Here is a 16,658-nt window from a genome sequence, read left to right as displayed (position 1 = left end):
GTAAACTTGCTCGGGTCGTATTCGCACTACTAAAGGGGCAGAGCGAATACCAGCCGAAAGCAAGTTGAGGGTTTCCCCTAAACCATAGAATCTCCCACAGTAGATCGCAATCAGTTGTGGGAGCAGGCAGCAGAGATTTATTGATTCAGGTTCGAGGTGCTCTGGCCGACGGCCAGCCCGGCGCGGATCGCGGCCAGCGCGGCCTGATAGTAGGCCTTGCCTTCAGTGGATTCGGCAAAGGTCGCGAACTCTTCCAGCTCTTCATCCGACAGGTCGCGATAGACGTACAGCAGCGTGTTGTTCAGGTCGGCGCCGATCTGATCCATCAGCCGTTGGCGCTGACCGTTCAACATGCCCTGGGCCTGACCGCCGCCGAGCAGGCCGGGGATCATCGAACTCAGACTGTCCGCCGCCACGCCGGCAATCGCCAGACTGACTTCGGCACCGGCTTCACGGGCGGGCAGGGCCTGGGCGAGGTGGCCGATGATCAGCAAACGACTGTCGCTGGCCGGCATCTTCGGCAGGCCCTTGGCGTTTTTCGCCAGTTGATCGCGGCGGGTCGCCAGCAGCTCGGCGGCGACGATCTTCTTGCCCAGCGGTGATTGAAAGAACGACAGGGCCGGTTGCGGATCGGCGAGGTTCTTGCGCAGTTGCGCTTCGGCGCGTTGATCCACGGCCTGGGGGGCAAAGCGCTGGTTGCTGTTGTTCACCAGCGCTTGAAACACCGCGGGCGGCAGGCTGTTCTGGTAACGCTGCTGCGCGGCACTCAGGGCATCGTTGAAATGCGCGCGTTGTTCTGGCCAGCCAGCGACCTTGTACAACTGGTCGTGGTCGTCCGCCCAGGCGGGCAAAACGCAGAACATCAACAGTGAAAAAAGCAAACGGCGCATAAGGACTCCTGTCGGCAGCCGACTATTCTCCGTGCGGTGCCAGTACTTGTCGAGAATTCGTATCAAGCCGCCGCGTGGCTCTGTCGGAATTCTTGCCGCAGGCATACTATGCGCGCCATGCAAATATCCTCTGATCACCCGCTGCTGTTACGTATCGTCGACGACCTGGCCGAGCGCGGCTGGTCGCAGCAGAACATTTTCCTGCCTGCGGATTTGACCCGCGCGCTGGCGGCCGAGTGCCGCAAACGTGACGCCGAAGGTGAATTGGCGCCGGCGGGCGTCGGACGCGGGCCGTTTTCTGAGGTTCGCGAGGGCATTCGCGGCGACCATATCCAGTGGATCGATCCCGGCCAGGCCGAGGCCAGCGACCGTTATCTGAACCTGATGGACAGCCTTCGCGAGGCTCTCAACCGGGGTTTGTTCCTGGGGCTTGAAGACTTTGAGTGCCATTTCGCCCTGTACCCGCCGGGCGCGTTCTACCGCAAGCATGTCGACCGTTTCCGCGACGATGACCGACGCATGGTCTCGGCGGTGATCTACCTCAACGACGGCTGGTTGCCGGAGGATGGCGGGCAACTGCGCATGTACCTGGAGAACGACCGCGTTCATGACGTACAGCCTACGGGCGGTTGTCTGGTGGTGTTTCTCTCCGGTGAAGTCCCCCACGAGGTTCTGCCGGCACAGCGCGAGCGGCTGTCGCTGACAGGCTGGTTCCGCCGCCGTGGCAACGAGCCGTTCTGAGATGCACAGGATTCTGGTCAGTCGCTGCCTGCTGGGCCATCGCGTGCGTTATGACGGTGGGGCCAGCGGGCCGTTCGATCTGCTGGAACAGTGGATTGCCGAAGGGCGCGTCGTACCGTTGTGCCCGGAAGTCGCTGGTGGTCTGTCGACGCCACGAGCGGCGGCAGAGATTCCGGGCGGGCAGGGCGGTGAAGTACTGGACGGGCTCGCCTCGGTGATCACCACCGAGGGCGAAGATGTCAGCGCGCAGTTTCTCGACGGCGCGCGGCAGGCGCTGGAGCTGGTGCAGAAACACGGGATTCGCGTGGCGGTGCTCAAGGCCAACAGCCCTTCCTGCGGGAATCTGCTGACCTATGACGGGACGTTCAGTGGGGTGAAGGTGAGTGGCGAGGGGGTTACTGCAGCGTTGCTCAAGCGCCATGGAGTGCAGGTCTTCAGCGAGCTCGAATTGCCGCAGGCTGCACAAGCGCTGACACAACTCGACTAATCACACACCAACAACACTGTGGGAGTGAACTTGCTCGCGATTGCGTATTGTCAGTACCGATATCGGTGGCTGACAGGCCGCTTTCGCGAGCAAGCTCGCTCCCACATGGAAGTTGTGTTCACTTCAGGTCTTCAGAGGCCTGCACGCTCAGCCACTTTTTCGACAACGCTTCCAGCCGCCCATCCGCCCTGATCCGCTGCAAGGCATTTTCCAGGCTTGCGTGGAACGCCGGGTTACCCTTCTGAAACGGAATCGCCAGATCCACCGGCGGCCCGACCTTCGGCTTCTCTTCGGTCAGTGCCTGGACCAGTACCATCGGCCGGGGCTGCTCGTCCTTTTTCGCCAGCAATTGTGCATTCACCTGCGTGTAAGGCTCGCTCATGTCGAAACGTTCCTTGAGCTCAGGTGTCAGTGCTATGTGGTTGAGCGCGACGTCGTACTTGCCGCTTTCGACGCCCTGGAGCAGATCGGCTTCGTCGGTGACGATGAAGTCGGCCCGCACATCCAGTTCGTTGGCCAGCAGTTGCCCAAGCTCGACCTCGAACCCCGTGAGCGTGTCGCCGTCCTTGAAATTGAAGGGCGGTGTATTAGCCTCAAGGGCTATGCGCAACTCGCCACGGTCGTTGACGTCATCAATCAGTTCGGCGTGAGCCAGAGGGCTCAGAAGGGGAAGCAGACAGATCAGGCCAGGCAGAAAACGCATGGTCACTCCTTTGAAATCGATATCGGCCTGTTTTCCAGGCTCGCTTTGCTATGGTTGTCGAGTGCCTTCGACAACGAATGGTCATGAAGTTGTCATGACCGTGCGGATTTTACGGAAAAACTGGAGAAGAAAATGAAAAGCTTTATGTCACGTGCAGCGTTGGCCGGTGTGCTGATGGGTGTTTCGGTACTGGCCAGTGCGGCCACTCCGGCACCGAAGGGCGCCGAAGTGTTCATCGTTTCTCCCGAGGACGGAGCCACGGTTCCGCAGACCTTCACGGTCAAGTTCGGTGTAAAGGACATCGCGCTGGCGCCGGCCGGTGACGTCACCAAGAACACCGGTCATCACCATCTGCTGATCGATGCCAAGGAAATCGTTCCGGCCGGCTCCGTCGTGCCGACCGACGCCAACCACATGCATTTCGGCAAGGCGCAGACCCAGGCCGACATCAAACTCGCGCCGGGCAAGCACACCCTGCAACTGGAGCTGGGTGACAGCGGTCACATGGCGTTCGATCCGCCGATCGTGTCGAAGAAGATCACCGTCAACGTCGAATGACGTTCTCGCGTGCATGAAAAAGGGAGCCCGAAGGCTCCCTTTTTTGTCGCTCAGCGCCGGATCAGAACAACACGCGGCTACGGATGGTGCCGTTGACGTGTTGCAGCTTCTCTTGCGCCAGCTCCGAGTACTCGGCGTCGACGTCGATCACCACGTAGCCGACTTTCTCGTTGGTCTGCAGGAACTGACCCGAAATGTTGATGCCGTTTTCGGCGAAGACCTTGTTGATCTCGCTCATCACACCCGGGATGTTCTCGTGGATGTGCAGCAGACGGTGCTTGCCAGGGTGAGCCGGCAGGGCCACTTCCGGGAAGTTCACGGACGATACCGAGGTACCGTTGTCGCTGTACTTGACCAGTTTTTCTGCTACTTCCAGACCGATGTTGGCCTGCGCTTCAGCGGTGGAACCACCGATGTGCGGGGTCAGAATCACGTTGTCCAGGCCGCGCAACGGGCTTTCGAACTCTTCGTCGTTGGAGCGCGGCTCGACCGGGAACACGTCAATGGCGGCGCCGATCAGGTGCTTGTCCTTGATCGCGGCGGCCAGGTGATCCAGCTCGACCACAGTGCCGCGTGCAGCGTTGATCAGGATGCCGCCCTTCTTGATGGCGCGGATTTCCTTCTCGCCGATCATCCACTGGGTCGCAGCGGTTTCCGGAACGTGCAGGGTGACGATGTCGGACATGCCCAGCAGCTCGTGCAGGTTGCCGACCTGGGTCGCGTTGCCCAGTGGCAGCTTGGTCACGGTGTCGTAGAAGAACACCTGCATGCCCAGACCTTCCGCCAGGACCGACAGCTGAGTACCGATCGAGCCGTAACCGACGATGCCCAGTTTCTTGCCACGGATCTCGAAGGAGTTGGCTGCGGACTTGATCCAGCCGCCACGGTGGCAGGAAGCGTTTTTCTCAGGGATGCCGCGCAGCAGCAGGATCGCTTCGGCCAGCACCAGCTCGGCCACGGAGCGGGTGTTGGAGTACGGCGCGTTGAACACGGCGATGCCGCGCTCGCGGGCCGCTTCCAGGTCAACCTGGTTGGTGCCGATGCAGAAACAGCCGACAGCGACCAGCTTCTTGGCGTGATCGAAGATCTCTTCGGTCAGCTGGGTGCGCGAGCGAATGCCGATGAAGTGAGCGTCAGCGATCTTTTCCTTGAGCTGGGCTTCCGGCAGGGAGCCTGTCAGGTATTCGATGCTGGTGTAGCCCGCCGCCTTGAGGACGTCGACAGCCGATTGGTGGACGCCTTCGAGAAGAAGGAACTTGATCTTGCTCTTATCGAGAGAAGTCTTGCTCATCTGCGTAAACCTGTATCCCGGAGAAAAATGGCAGGAAATGGTCAACAGACATTGACCTGGACGACAAGAAAGCCGTCACCGCAGAACCGGCCTGGGGCACTGGCCTGCGGGGTCGGTATGCTAGCATAGCCACCCCGCTAATCACTCATTCCTGCGACGTGAAGCGTTCTCAGGATGACCATGAATTGTTCGAGAGTTCCGTCGATGACCAATCCTGCCCTGATTGATGAACTGAAGACCCTGGTCGAGCCTGGCAAGGTCCTGACCGATGCCGACTCCCTGAACGCTTATGGCAAGGACTGGACCAAGCATTTCGCCCCGACGCCCAGCGCCATCGTGTTCCCCAAGACCATCGAGCAGGTGCAGGCCGTCGTGCGCTGGGCCAACGAACATAAAGTGGCGCTGGTGCCGTCGGGCGGGCGCACCGGGCTTTCCGCCGCCGCCGTGGCCGCCAATGGCGAAGTGGTCGTGTCGTTCGACTACATGAACCAGATTCTCGATATCAACCTCACCGACCGCACCGCCGTCTGTCAGCCGGGCGTGGTCACCGAGCAATTGCAGAATGCCGCCGAAGAACATGACTTGTACTACCCGGTCGACTTCGCCTCGGCAGGTTCCAGCCAGATTGGCGGCAACATCGGCACCAATGCCGGCGGGATCAAGGTCATTCGCTATGGCATGACCCGCAATTGGGTCGCAGGCATGAAAGTGGTGACCGGCAAGGGCGATGTGCTGGAACTGAACAAAGACCTGATCAAGAACGCCACCGGTTATGACCTGCGGCAGCTGTTCATCGGCGCTGAAGGCACCCTGGGTTTTGTGGTCGAGGCGACCATGCGCCTGGACCGTTCGCCGAAAAACCTGACCGCGATGGTCCTCGGCACGGCTGATTTCGATTCGATCATGCCGGTGCTGCACGCATTCCAAGGCCGGCTGGACCTGACCGCGTTCGAATTTTTCTCCGACAAGGCCCTGGCCAAGGTCATGGGCCGTGGAGACGTCCCGGCGCCGTTCGAAACCGACTGCCCGTTCTATGCCTTGCTGGAATTCGAGGCGACCACCGAAGAAGTGGCCAATACCGCGCTGGAAACCTTCGAACATTGCGTGGAGCAGGGCTGGGTGCTGGACGGCGTGATGAGCCAGAGCGAAACCCAGTTGCAGAACCTGTGGAAGCTGCGCGAATACATCTCCGAAACCATTTCCCACTGGACGCCATACAAGAACGACATCTCGGTCACCGTCTCGAAAGTCCCGGCATTTCTGCAGGAAATCGACGCGATCGTCGGTGAACACTATCCCGATTTCGAAATTGTCTGGTTCGGCCACATCGGTGACGGCAACCTGCACCTGAACATCCTCAAGCCGGACAACCTGAGCAAGGACGAGTTTTTCGCCAAGTGCGCCACCGTCAACAAGTGGGTGTTCGAAACCGTCGAGAAGTACAACGGTTCGATTTCAGCCGAACACGGCGTGGGCATGACCAAACGCGACTACTTGACCTACAGCCGCTCGCCGGTGGAAATCGAATACATGAAAGCGGTCAAGGCGGTGTTCGACCCGAACGGCATCATGAACCCGGGCAAGATCTTCGCGGTTTGATTGGCAATCCCTGATGAATCAATGAAGGCAGGAGTCGGTAATGAGCTATCAGCACCAGTATGTCGACGGTACGCGGATTCATTTTCCGCTGGGAAAAGTGGTGTGCATCGGCCGTAACTACGCCGAACACGCCAAGGAACTGGACAACCCGGTGCCTACCGAGCCGTTGCTGTTCATCAAGCCCGGCAGTTGCGTGGTACCGCTGGAAGGCGGTTTCAGCATTCCGACCGAGCGTGGCTCGGTGCATTACGAAGCGGAAATCGCTGTGTTGATCGGCAAGCCACTGTCGACCAAGCCGAGCCGTGAAGAAGTGCTGGACGCGATCTCCGGTTTCGCCCCGGCGCTGGACCTGACCCTGCGCGACAAGCAGGCCGAGCTCAAGTCCAAGGGGCTGCCGTGGGAAATCGCCAAGTCGTTCGACGGCGCGGCGGTGATTGCACCGTTTGTGGTCGGCAGTACCTTTTCCGACCTGACCGACATCGGCATTCGCCTGACCATCAACGGCGAAGTGCGCCAGGACGGCAACAGCAGCGCGATGCTCAACCCGATCGTACCGATGATCCAGCACATGGCCGGCTGCTTCTCGCTGCAGGCCGGTGACGTGATTCTCACCGGCACACCGGTGGGCGTCGGTCCGCTGAACGTTGGCGATGAAATCGTGCTGGAACTGCCGGGCGCCAGTCGCTTCACCAGCAGCGTTCGCTGACGGCAACTCTGAAAAAAACTGTGGGAGCGAGCTTGCTCCCACATTTGTTTGTGTGTTTCAGCTCGCAAACATATATGGCGTTCCGGCCATTTGCCGTTTTTTTCACATTTAGTCCGGATAATTCCGGTCATTCTGGCGTCTGAGCCGGCCTCTTTGTGCTATTACCCGTAGCCTGAATTTTCGGAACGCGTCCTTTGATGTCATCTCAAACTCAGCTCAAACCCGCTCGCCGTTCACGCTTCGCCCTGCGCTGGTATTCCTGGCTGTTGTTGGTAGCCGCCGCTACGTACGGGCTGGCGTTTGCCATGCATTGGGATGACCGTGGCCTGTTGTGGGTGCTGGAGCGCTTCGAGAGTTCGACCGAGAAGCAGGAAAGCGTCTGGCTTCCGGACTACCGGGCGGTCATCGACGCCAAACTGCTGCCTGGCATGGAGAAGGACGAAGCTTCGGACCTGTCCTATAACCCGCAGACCAAAACCCTGTTTTCGGTGATGGGCAAGAACCCGTTTCTGGTCGAGCTGACTCTGCAGGGCGACGTGCTGCGCAAGATGCCGCTGGTGGGCTGGAGCAATCCGGAAGGCCTGACGGTGATGGAAAACGGCTTGATGGCGATTGTCGACGAGCGCGCGCATATGCTCTCCATCGTCAAGGTCGATGCTGACACCCGTGAGCTGAAGCGCGACGATTTCCCCAAATACGACCTCGGCCCGTCGAAAGACCAGAACAAAGCTTTCGAAGCCATTACCTGGGACGCCCGCAATCAGCAACTGCTGCTGGGCGAGGAGCGTCCGCCTGCGCTGTTCACCTGGAAAAGCGACGGCAGCCAGACGCTCAAAGGCGACAAGCAGAAACTCGACAGCGATGAGCTGGACCTGCGCAACCTTTCAGCATTAGCGATTGACCCGCGCACCGGTCACACCCTGGTGCTGTCCGCCGATTCGCACCTGTTGCTGGAGCTGGACGAGAAGGGCGAACAAGTCAGCTTCATGACCCTGCTCGGCGGTTTCAACGGCTTGAAGAAGACCATTCCCCGCGCCGAAGGCGTGACCATGGACGAGGCGGGCACGCTGTACATGGTCAGCGAGCCGAACCTGTTCTACCGCTTCGAAAAGCAGAAGTAATTGCTCCCGCAGCAATTGCAGATCTGTGGAGTTGTGGCTTGAGGCAAGTGGCCATTAAGCTTCAGTTCAGACAGGCGTGATATTTCATCCGCCTGTTTTGATTCCGAGCCTGCCCCGAATGCGTCGACTTGCCCGTCCCAAGCCTCTGTTCATCATCCTGTCGGTGATTGCCCTGATCACGCTGATTGCGATCGGCCAATACATGCGCCTGTTCGAGCGTGCCTGGTTCAACCTGAATACGCTCTGGCAGCCGATGAACAGCGAGGCCATCGGGCTGGATCAATATCGGGTAGCGATCGAAGCGAAGGTCATTGACGGACTGAACGACGACGTCTCGGCGCTGACCTACGATCCGGTGCGCAAGAGCCTGTTCACCGTGACCAACAAGAATGCCGAGCTGATCGAGCTGTCACTGGATGGCACGATCCTGCGCCGTGTTGCCTTGATCGGCTTCGGCGATCCGGAGGCGGTGGAGTTCATCAGCGCCGATACCTACGTAATCACCGATGAGCGCCAGCAACGGCTGATCAAGATCCATCTGGAGCACGACACTACGTTCCTCGATGCGGCGGACGCCGAGCAGATGACCCTTGGTGTGCACATGAGCGGCAACAAGGGGTTTGAAGGCCTGGCTTACGACTCGGTGGGCAAGCGCCTGTTCGTGGCCAAGGAACGGGACCCGATGCTGATCTATGAAGTGCACGGTTTTCCGCACTTCAACCCGGAAAAATCCTACGCGGTACACGTAATCAACAATCCCAAACGCGATGCCGGGATGTTCGTGCGAGATCTGTCGAGCCTGCAATACGACGAGCGCAGCGGCCATTTGCTGGCTCTGTCCGATGAATCGCGGTTGATTCTGGAACTGGATGTGGACGGGCGCCCGTTGAGCACGATGTCGTTGAGCGGTGGTCGACAGGGCCTGAAGAAAACCGTGCCGCAGGCGGAAGGTATCGCAATGGATGACGATGGGACGTTGTATCTGGTGAGCGAGCCGAATCTGTTCTACGTCTTCAAGAGGCCTGCGCAGAACTAACCAAAACCCCAAAACACTGTGGGAGCGAGCTTGCTCGCGATGAGGGAGGGTCAGTCGCCAAACATGTCGACTGTCACACCGCTATCGCTAGCAAGCTAGCTCCCACAGGTTTTTTCATCTGCCCACAAAGATGTGGGTAGTTTCGGCTTATTCAGCCTTCAGTGTTTTCACACCTTCGGAAGTACCCAGCAACAACAGATCCGCCGGGCGTGCCGCGAACAGGCCGTTGGTGACCACGCCGACGATCGCGTTGATCTGCGCTTCCAGCTCCACCGGATTGGTGATCTGCAGGTTGTGCACGTCCAGGATGATGTTGCCGTTGTCGGTCAGCACGCCTTCGCGGTAGACCGGGTCGCCGCCCAGCTTCACCAGCTGGCGGGCCACGTGGCTGCGGGCCATCGGGATCACTTCCACCGGCAGCGGGAACGCGCCCAGCACCGGCACCAGTTTGCTGGCGTCGGCGATGCAGATGAAGGTCTTGGCCACGGCCGCGACGATCTTCTCGCGGGTCAGTGCTGCGCCGCCGCCCTTGATCAGGTTCAGGTGTTCGTCGCTTTCATCGGCGCCGTCGACGTAGAACTCCAGATTGCTCACGGTGTTCAGCTCGTACACCGGAATCCCGTGGCCCTTGAGGCGCGCGGCGGTGGCTTCGGAACTCGCGACCGCGCCATCGAATGCGCCCTTGTGCTGGGCCAGGGCATCGATGAAGCAGTTGGCGGTGGAGCCGGTGCCGACGCCGACGATGCTCTTGTCGTCGAGTTTCGGAAGGATGAAGTCGACGGCAGCCTGGGCCACGGCCTGTTTGAGTTGATCCTGGGTCATGCGGGCTCCGGAAGCGGGCAAGGTAAGAACGGAAAGGCCGGCATTATAGCCTCAAGCCGGGCTAAAACCTCTGGATTCGTGTGGTCGTGCGCCCAAAAGCCGGGTTAGACTCGTTGGCCCTGCCCAACCCGCTCAGTGATGCTTTCCGATGCTCGAACAGTACGTCAAGAAGATCCTCACCTCGCGCGTTTATGACGTTGCCGTAGAAACCCCGCTGCAGAACGCCCGCCAGCTCTCCGAGCGGCTGGGCAACGACATCTGGCTCAAGCGCGAAGACTTGCAGCCGGTGTTCTCGTTCAAGATTCGCGGCGCCTACAACAAGCTGACCCAGTTGAGCGACGATGAGCGCGCCCGTGGCGTGGTCACCGCGTCGGCGGGCAACCACGCGCAGGGCCTGGCCCTGGCGGCGAAAGTGCTGGGCGTGAAGGCGACCATCGTGATGCCCAAGACCACCCCGGAGATCAAGGTCGAAGGCGTGCGCTCCCGTGGTGGCAAGGTGGTGCTGCACGGCGATTCCTTCCCGGAAGCGCTGGCCTACTCGCTGAAACTGGTCGATGAAAAAGGCTACGTCTACATCCACCCGTACGACGATCCGCACACCATTGCCGGGCAGGGCACCGTGGCGATGGAGATTCTGCGCCAGCACCCGCAGCCACTGGACGCGATCTTCGTCCCGGTGGGCGGCGGCGGTCTGATCGCCGGCATCGCGGCGTACGTGAAATACCTTCGTCCGGACATCAAGGTCATCGGCGTCGAACCCGACGACTCCAACTGCCTGCAAGCGGCGATGGCCGCGGGCGAGCGTGTGGTGCTGCCGGCCGTGGGCATCTTCGCTGACGGCGTGGCGGTGGCGCAGATCGGCCAGCACACCTTCGACATCTGCAAGGATTACGTCGACGAAGTGATCACCGTCAGTACCGACGAAATCTGCGCGGCGATCAAGGACATCTACGACGATACCCGTTCGATCACCGAACCGGCCGGCGCCCTGGGCGTGGCCGGTATCAAGAAGTACGTCGAGCAGCGCGGCGTCAGCGGCCAGACCTTCGTGGCCATCGATTCCGGGGCCAACGTCAACTTCGACCGTCTGCGCCACGTCGCCGAGCGCGCCGAGCTGGGTGAAGGTCGTGAAGCGATCATCGCCGTGACCATCCCGGAGAAGGCCGGCAGCTTCAAGGCATTCTGCGAGGCCATCGGCAAGCGCCAGATCACCGAATTCAACTACCGCTATAACAATGGCAGCGAAGCGCACATCTTCGTCGGCGTGCAGACGCACCCGGACAACGACCCGCGCAGTGCGTTGCTGGCGAGCCTGACCGAGCAGGGTTTCCCGGTGCTCGACCTGACCGACAACGAGCTGGCCAAGCTGCACATCCGTCACATGGTCGGCGGACGTGCGGCGCACGTGGTCGATGAAGTGGTGCTGCGCTTCGAGTTCCCGGAGCGTCCGGGTGCGCTGTTCAACTTCCTCAACAAACTCGGCGGTCGCTGGAACATCTCGATGTTCCACTACCGCAACCACGGTGCGGCGGACGGCCGTGTGGTGGCGGGCCTGCAAGTGCCCCACGACGAACGTCATCTGGTGCCCGCAGCCCTTGAGGAAATCGGCTACCCGTACTGGGACGAAAGCGACAACCCGGCCTATAAGCTGTTTCTTGGCTGAACGGCTACGCTGATGGGCAGGCCATAAGGAAATCGGATCATGGAAACGTTAACCGCCCTGAAAGCGGCGCACATGCTGGCGACCGCGGTGTTGCTGCTCGGTGCGCTGGGCCTCGGAACAGGCGTCTGGCGCGCACGGCGCAACGGTGATGCGACGGCGGGCAGCCGCACGTTGCAGCGGCCATGGCTGTTTGTCTGGTTGTTGATCGTACTGGCGCTGGTGAGCATGCCGTTCACCGGCTGGTGGATGGTGCATCTGGTGGGCTGGCCGCTGGGGCAGACGTGGATTCTGGCTTCCAGCGTGCTGTACACCGTGGCCGCACTGGCGTGGTTCTGGCTGCTGGTGCGCTTGAACCGGTTGCGCAAGGCGCCGGGCGGCGTGGGCCGGTTCAGTCTGGGGCTGGCGTTGTTCGGGCTGGTCTGCTTTATCGCGATTGCCGGGTTGATGGGCGCCAAGCCGGTTTAAGGCCCGGGATCGAGTCGACCCCAATCGCGAGCAAGCCCGCTTCCACAGGGGATTGTGTGCGACACAGATCCAATGTTGGGGCGGGCTTGCTCCGGGCGGCGTTCCGACGAAGGCGTAGTCAGTCGCGCAGACTGATTACCGGCCAGCCGCGTTTCTCTGCTTCGGCCCGCAGGTTCGGATCCGGGTCGACTGCGACCGGATTCACCACCTGCTCCAGCAGCGGCAGGTCATTCATCGAGTCGCTGTAGAAATAGCTGCCTTCCAGCGAATGCCCGGTTTCTTCCAGCCAGCGGTTCAGGCGCGTCACCTTGCCTTCACGGAAGCACGGCACGTCGGTGCTGCGTCCGGTATAGCGGCCGTCCTGCATCTCGCATTCGGTGGCGATCAGGGTTTCGACGCCCAGGCGCGCAGCAATCGGTGCGGTGACGAAGCGGTTGGTGGCGGTGATGATCACCAGCTTGTCGCCGGCGTCGCGGTGCTGGTTCAGCAACTCAACGGCTTTTGGCAGCATGATCGGTTCGATGCAGTCGCGCATGTAATCGTTGTGCCACTGCTCAAGCACGGCCATCTCGGTGCGGCCGAGAATCTCCAGGCAGAAGTTCAGGTAGGCGGCGTTATCCAGTTTGCCGGCCAGGTAATCCTGGTAGAACTCGTCATTGCGGGCCTTGTAGGCGATCGGGTCAAGGAAGCCGCGTTCGCACAGATAATCGCCCCAGGCGTGGTCGCTGTCGCCGCCCAGAAGGGTGTTGTCCAAATCGAATAAAGCCAGGCGCATTGCAGTTACCCGCTGAAAAGTCAGTAAAAAGGCCACAAGAATACGGTCTTTTCACAAGAGTGCACATAAGCTCGGAACCTTCGTTGCCGCCTTCACAACCTTTGTGGAACAATGCGGCGACATGCGTTTGCGAGGTTGTTGCCGTGATCGACCCCGATGGTTTCCGCCCTAATGTCGGGATCATTCTGACGAATGACGCCGGCCAGGTGCTATGGGCTCGCCGTATCAATCAAGATGCCTGGCAGTTTCCGCAAGGGGGAATCAATCCCGAGGAGACGCCGGAAGACGCCTTGTACCGCGAGCTGAACGAAGAAGTTGGCCTGGAACGCGAAGATGTTGAAATTCTCGCCTGTACCCGGGGCTGGTTGCGCTATCGTTTGCCGCAACGTCTGGTGCGAACCCACAGCCAACCGCTGTGCATCGGCCAGAAACAGAAATGGTTTCTCCTGCGCCTGGTCTCCAACGAGCAGCGGGTGCGGATGGATTTGACCGGTAAACCGGAGTTCGATGGCTGGCGCTGGGTCAGTTATTGGTATCCGTTGGGCCAGGTGGTGACATTCAAGCGCGAAGTGTATCGCCGCGCTCTCAAAGAGCTTGCCCCGCGCCTTTTAGCGCGCGACTGACGACGGAGTTCGACCCCGAGCCATGCTCAATACGCTGCGCAAGATCGTCCAGGAAGTTAACTCCGCCAAGGATCTCAAGGCGGCGTTGGGGATTATTGTGTTGCGCGTCAAAGAGGCCATGGGCAGCCAGGTCTGCTCGGTCTACCTGCTTGATCCAGAGACCAACCGCTTCGTGCTGATGGCCACCGAGGGCTTGAACAAGCGCTCGATCGGCAAGGTCAGCATGGCACCCAACGAAGGTCTGGTCGGCCTGGTCGGCACGCGTGAAGAACCCCTGAACCTCGAAAACGCCGCGGATCACCCGCGCTACCGCTACTTCGCCGAGACCGGCGAGGAGCGCTACGCCTCGTTCCTCGGGGCGCCGATCATTCACCACCGCCGCGTCGTCGGCGTGTTGGTCATCCAGCAGAAAGAACGCCGCCAGTTCGATGAAGGTGAAGAAGCCTTCCTCGTGACCATGAGCGCGCAACTCGCGGGCGTCATCGCTCACGCCGAGGCTACCGGCTCGATCCGTGGCCTTGGCCGTCAGGGCAAGGGCATCCAGGAAGCCAAGTTCGTCGGCGTGCCGGGTTCGCCGGGTGCGGCGGTCGGTACCGCGGTGGTCATGCTGCCGCCGGCGGATCTGGACGTGGTGCCGGACAAGACCATCACCGACATCGACGCGGAACTCGCGCTGTTCAAGACCGCCATCGAAGGCGTGCGGGCCGACATGCGTGCGTTGTCGGCCAAACTGGCGACCCAGCTGCGTCCGGAAGAGCGCGCGCTGTTCGACGTCTACCTGATGATGCTCGACGATGCCTCGCTGGGCAGCGAAATCACCACCGTGATCAAGACCGGCCAGTGGGCCCAGGGTGCGCTGCGCCAGGTCGTGACCGATCACGTCAACCGTTTCGAATTGATGGACGACGAATACCTGCGTGAGCGGGCGTCGGACGTCAAGGACCTGGGCCGTCGCCTGCTCGCCTACCTGCAGGAAGAGCGTCAGCAGAACCTGGTCTATCCGGAAAAGACCATTCTGGTCAGCGAAGAACTGACGCCGGCAATGCTCGGCGAGGTGCCGGAAGGCACGCTGGTCGGTCTGGTGTCGGTACTCGGTTCGGGCAACTCCCACGTCGCGATCCTGGCCCGGGCCATGGGCATCCCGACGGTAATGGGCCTGGTCGACCTGCCGTATGCCAAGGTCGACGGCATCGAACTGATCGTCGACGGTAATCGCGGCGAGGTCTACACCAACCCCGGCGATGTGCTGCGCAAGCAGTTCGCCGAGGTGGTGGAAGAAGAGAAACAACTGGCGCTGGGTCTCGACTCCCTGCGCGACCTGCCGTGCGTGACCCTCGACGGCCACCGCATGCCGCTGTGGGTCAACACCGGCCTGCTGGCAGACGTGGCGCGGGCGCAGAAGCGTGGCGCCGAAGGCGTCGGTCTGTACCGCACCGAAGTGCCGTTCATGATCAACCAGCGCTTCCCGAGCGAGAAGGAACAACTGGCGATCTACCGCGAGCAGCTTGCCGCGTTCCACCCGCAACCGGTGACCATGCGCAGCCTGGACATCGGCGGCGACAAGTCGCTGTCGTACTTCCCGATCAAGGAAGACAACCCGTTCCTCGGCTGGCGCGGGATCCGCGTCACCCTCGACCATCCGGAAATCTTCCTGGTGCAGACCCGCGCGATGCTCAAGGCCAGCGAAGGCCTGAACAACCTGCGGATCCTGTTGCCGATGATCTCCGGCATCCACGAGCTCGAAGAAGCGCTGCACCTGATTCACCGTGCCTGGGGCGAAGTGCGCGACGAAGGCACCGACGTGCCGATGCCGCCAGTGGGTGTGATGATCGAAATTCCTGCGGCGGTTTACCAGACCAAAGAGCTGGCGCGGATGGTGGACTTCCTGTCGGTCGGCTCCAACGACCTGACCCAGTACCTGCTGGCCGTGGATCGCAACAACCCGCGGGTCGCCGATCTCTACGACTACCTGCACCCGGCGGTGCTGCAAGCCCTGCAAACCGTGGTGCGCGACGCCCATGCCGAAGGCAAGCCGGTGAGCATCTGCGGTGAGATGGCCGGTGACCCGGCGGCGGCGGTGCTGTTGATGGCGATGGGCTTCGACAGCCTGTCGATGAACGCCACCAACCTGCCGAAGGTGAAATGGATGTTGCGCCAGATCAACCTGAGCAAGGCCAAGGAACTGCTGGCGGAGTTGATGACCATCGACAACCCGCAGGTGATCCACAGCTCGCTGCAACTGGCGTTGAAGAAACTCGGGTTGGCGAAGATGGTCAATCCGGCGGCAGCCAACCCGCTCTGAAATTCTGAGGGCCTCATCGCTGGCAAGCCAGCTCCCACAGTTTCCTCTAGTGTTCACAAAATATGTGTCCACCGAGCATCCTGTGGGAGCTGGCTTGCCAGCGATGGCGCCCGTATAGCAACGCCTAAATCAGAATTTCCACTTCCCCCAAGTGCCCGCCATACGGCCCGAAACTGCGCTCCACCATCCGCCGCGTCCCGTCAGCCTGCACAATCAACGCCGTACTCGCCCGTGTCCCGTAGCTCTGGCTGGCAATAAACACACTCGACAGCAACGACTCGGTCGCCAGCCCCACGCCGGTGTCCGGCAGCTCGGCAAACGGCGCCGTTTGTGCATCCCCCAACAACGCCAACAACCGCTCGGGCTGCGGATCATCCAGCACGCCACTCAACGCTGCCTTGGCCTTGAGCAGTTTCGGCCACGGCGTATCCAGCCCGGCGTTGGACAAACCATAAACACCGGGCTGCAACATCACCGGTTCCGATGACCGCGCATTGAAATGCCACAGCTCGTTGGCATTGCCCAGCAGCAGGTTGAAGCCGGCATATTCCGGGGAGCGGGCGACAACGTCGGACAAATAGTCATCGATCGACAGGTTTCCGGTGAGAAATCCCGCCACCAACTCGCCCCGAGAGCGTCGGGCCGGCGGTTGATGCGGATCGCGAATGTTGGTCAGCGCCGCAAAACGACCGTTGGCGCCCAGGCCGAGCCAGGTGCCCCCAGCCTCCAGATCCCGACCGGCATGAACATGCGGCGACTCGGGCCACTGCGCCAGCGGCAGGCTGGGCCGGGCGTAGAACTCGTCGCGGTTGGCCGCGACGATCAGCGGCTGGGCATGCCCCGGCCGCCAGGCGAAAACGATCAGGCACATAAGGT

17 protein-coding genes are annotated in these 16,658 nt (G+C 61.0%); 11 read left to right on the top strand and 6 right to left on the bottom strand.

What is annotated here, in order from left to right; translation table 11 throughout:
- Nucleotides 1-137: 137 nt before the first annotated feature.
- A complete protein-coding gene (locus tag CAF79_RS11805) occupies nt 138-890 on the bottom strand; it encodes a DUF2059 domain-containing protein (RefSeq protein WP_085697906.1) in 753 nt (250 codons plus the stop codon).
- A 108-nt stretch (nt 891-998) separates the two neighbouring features.
- On the opposite strand from CAF79_RS11805, the gene CAF79_RS11800 reads away from it, so the two are divergent.
- Nucleotides 999-1,631 carry a 2OG-Fe(II) oxygenase gene (locus CAF79_RS11800; RefSeq protein ID WP_085697905.1) on the top strand — a complete coding sequence of 211 codons (633 nt, stop codon included), beginning with the start codon at nt 999-1,001 and terminating at the stop codon, nt 1,629-1,631.
- Nucleotide 1,632: 1 nt separating this feature from the next.
- Complete coding sequence (locus CAF79_RS11795) at nt 1,633-2,118, top strand: DUF523 domain-containing protein (RefSeq protein ID WP_085697904.1); 486 nt, start codon at nt 1,633-1,635, stop codon at nt 2,116-2,118.
- A gap of 118 nt (nt 2,119-2,236) precedes the next feature.
- On the opposite strand, the gene CAF79_RS11790 is transcribed toward CAF79_RS11795, so the two are convergent.
- The gene (locus CAF79_RS11790) at nt 2,237-2,821 is read right to left on the bottom strand and encodes a transporter substrate-binding domain-containing protein (RefSeq protein WP_085697903.1); all 585 of its coding nucleotides are present in this window, start codon (nt 2,819-2,821) and stop codon (nt 2,237-2,239) included.
- 132 nt (nt 2,822-2,953) lie between these two features.
- Between CAF79_RS11790 and CAF79_RS11785 the strand changes: the two genes are divergently transcribed.
- Nucleotides 2,954-3,379, top strand: a complete 426-nt coding sequence (locus CAF79_RS11785) for a DUF4399 domain-containing protein (protein WP_007953489.1) — start codon at nt 2,954-2,956, stop codon at nt 3,377-3,379.
- Nucleotides 3,380-3,440: 61 nt separating this feature from the next.
- On the opposite strand, the gene serA is transcribed toward CAF79_RS11785, so the two are convergent.
- A complete protein-coding gene (gene serA / locus CAF79_RS11780) occupies nt 3,441-4,670 on the bottom strand; it encodes a phosphoglycerate dehydrogenase (protein WP_007953487.1) in 1,230 nt (409 codons plus the stop codon).
- Between the two features lie 204 nt (nt 4,671-4,874).
- On the opposite strand from serA, the gene CAF79_RS11775 reads away from it, so the two are divergent.
- From CAF79_RS11775 to CAF79_RS11760, 4 genes are all read left to right on the top strand, one after another.
- Nucleotides 4,875-6,269, top strand: a complete 1,395-nt coding sequence (locus CAF79_RS11775) for an FAD-binding oxidoreductase (RefSeq protein WP_085697902.1) — start codon at nt 4,875-4,877, stop codon at nt 6,267-6,269.
- Between the two features lie 40 nt (nt 6,270-6,309).
- Nucleotides 6,310-6,975, top strand: coding sequence for a fumarylacetoacetate hydrolase family protein (locus tag CAF79_RS11770; protein ID WP_085697901.1), 666 nt, complete (start codon nt 6,310-6,312; stop codon nt 6,973-6,975).
- 197 nt (nt 6,976-7,172) lie between these two features.
- Entirely contained in the window at nt 7,173-8,096 is a 924-nt protein-coding gene (locus tag CAF79_RS11765; protein WP_085697900.1) for an SdiA-regulated domain-containing protein, read from the top strand.
- Between the two features lie 118 nt (nt 8,097-8,214).
- Complete coding sequence (locus tag CAF79_RS11760) at nt 8,215-9,132, top strand: SdiA-regulated domain-containing protein (RefSeq protein WP_085697899.1); 918 nt, start codon at nt 8,215-8,217, stop codon at nt 9,130-9,132.
- Between the two features lie 147 nt (nt 9,133-9,279).
- Here CAF79_RS11760 and rpiA read toward each other — a convergent pair whose 3' ends face one another.
- On the bottom strand, nt 9,280-9,954 hold the full coding sequence (rpiA, locus tag CAF79_RS11755) for a ribose-5-phosphate isomerase RpiA (RefSeq protein ID WP_085697898.1): 675 nt from the start codon (nt 9,952-9,954) through the stop codon (nt 9,280-9,282).
- Between the two features lie 148 nt (nt 9,955-10,102).
- Here rpiA and ilvA point away from each other — a divergent pair, with 148 nt between their 5' ends.
- Nucleotides 10,103-11,617, top strand: a complete 1,515-nt coding sequence (gene ilvA / locus CAF79_RS11750; protein ID WP_085697897.1) for a threonine ammonia-lyase, biosynthetic — start codon at nt 10,103-10,105, stop codon at nt 11,615-11,617.
- A 39-nt stretch (nt 11,618-11,656) separates the two neighbouring features.
- Complete coding sequence (locus CAF79_RS11745) at nt 11,657-12,082, top strand: DUF2269 family protein (protein ID WP_085697896.1); 426 nt, start codon at nt 11,657-11,659, stop codon at nt 12,080-12,082.
- A gap of 118 nt (nt 12,083-12,200) precedes the next feature.
- On the opposite strand, the gene CAF79_RS11740 is transcribed toward CAF79_RS11745, so the two are convergent.
- Complete coding sequence (locus tag CAF79_RS11740; protein ID WP_085697895.1) at nt 12,201-12,857, bottom strand: HAD family phosphatase; 657 nt, start codon at nt 12,855-12,857, stop codon at nt 12,201-12,203.
- 143 nt (nt 12,858-13,000) lie between these two features.
- On the opposite strand from CAF79_RS11740, the gene CAF79_RS11735 reads away from it, so the two are divergent.
- Nucleotides 13,001-13,480, top strand: a complete 480-nt coding sequence (locus CAF79_RS11735) for an RNA pyrophosphohydrolase (RefSeq protein ID WP_053163553.1) — start codon at nt 13,001-13,003, stop codon at nt 13,478-13,480.
- A gap of 22 nt (nt 13,481-13,502) precedes the next feature.
- Nucleotides 13,503-15,782 carry a phosphoenolpyruvate--protein phosphotransferase gene (gene ptsP / locus CAF79_RS11730; protein WP_085697894.1) on the top strand — a complete coding sequence of 760 codons (2,280 nt, stop codon included), beginning with the start codon at nt 13,503-13,505 and terminating at the stop codon, nt 15,780-15,782.
- Between the two features lie 124 nt (nt 15,783-15,906).
- Here ptsP and CAF79_RS11725 read toward each other — a convergent pair whose 3' ends face one another.
- Entirely contained in the window at nt 15,907-16,653 is a 747-nt protein-coding gene (locus CAF79_RS11725; RefSeq protein WP_085697893.1) for an NRDE family protein, read from the bottom strand.
- Nucleotides 16,654-16,658: the final 5 nt, after the last annotated feature.

The organism is Pseudomonas sp. B26(2017) (genome assembly GCF_002113045.1).
GTDB lineage: Bacteria > Pseudomonadota > Gammaproteobacteria > Pseudomonadales > Pseudomonadaceae > Aquipseudomonas.
Note: the sequence above shows the minus strand (reverse complement) of the source record. Positions and strands in the feature narration are given on the sequence as shown.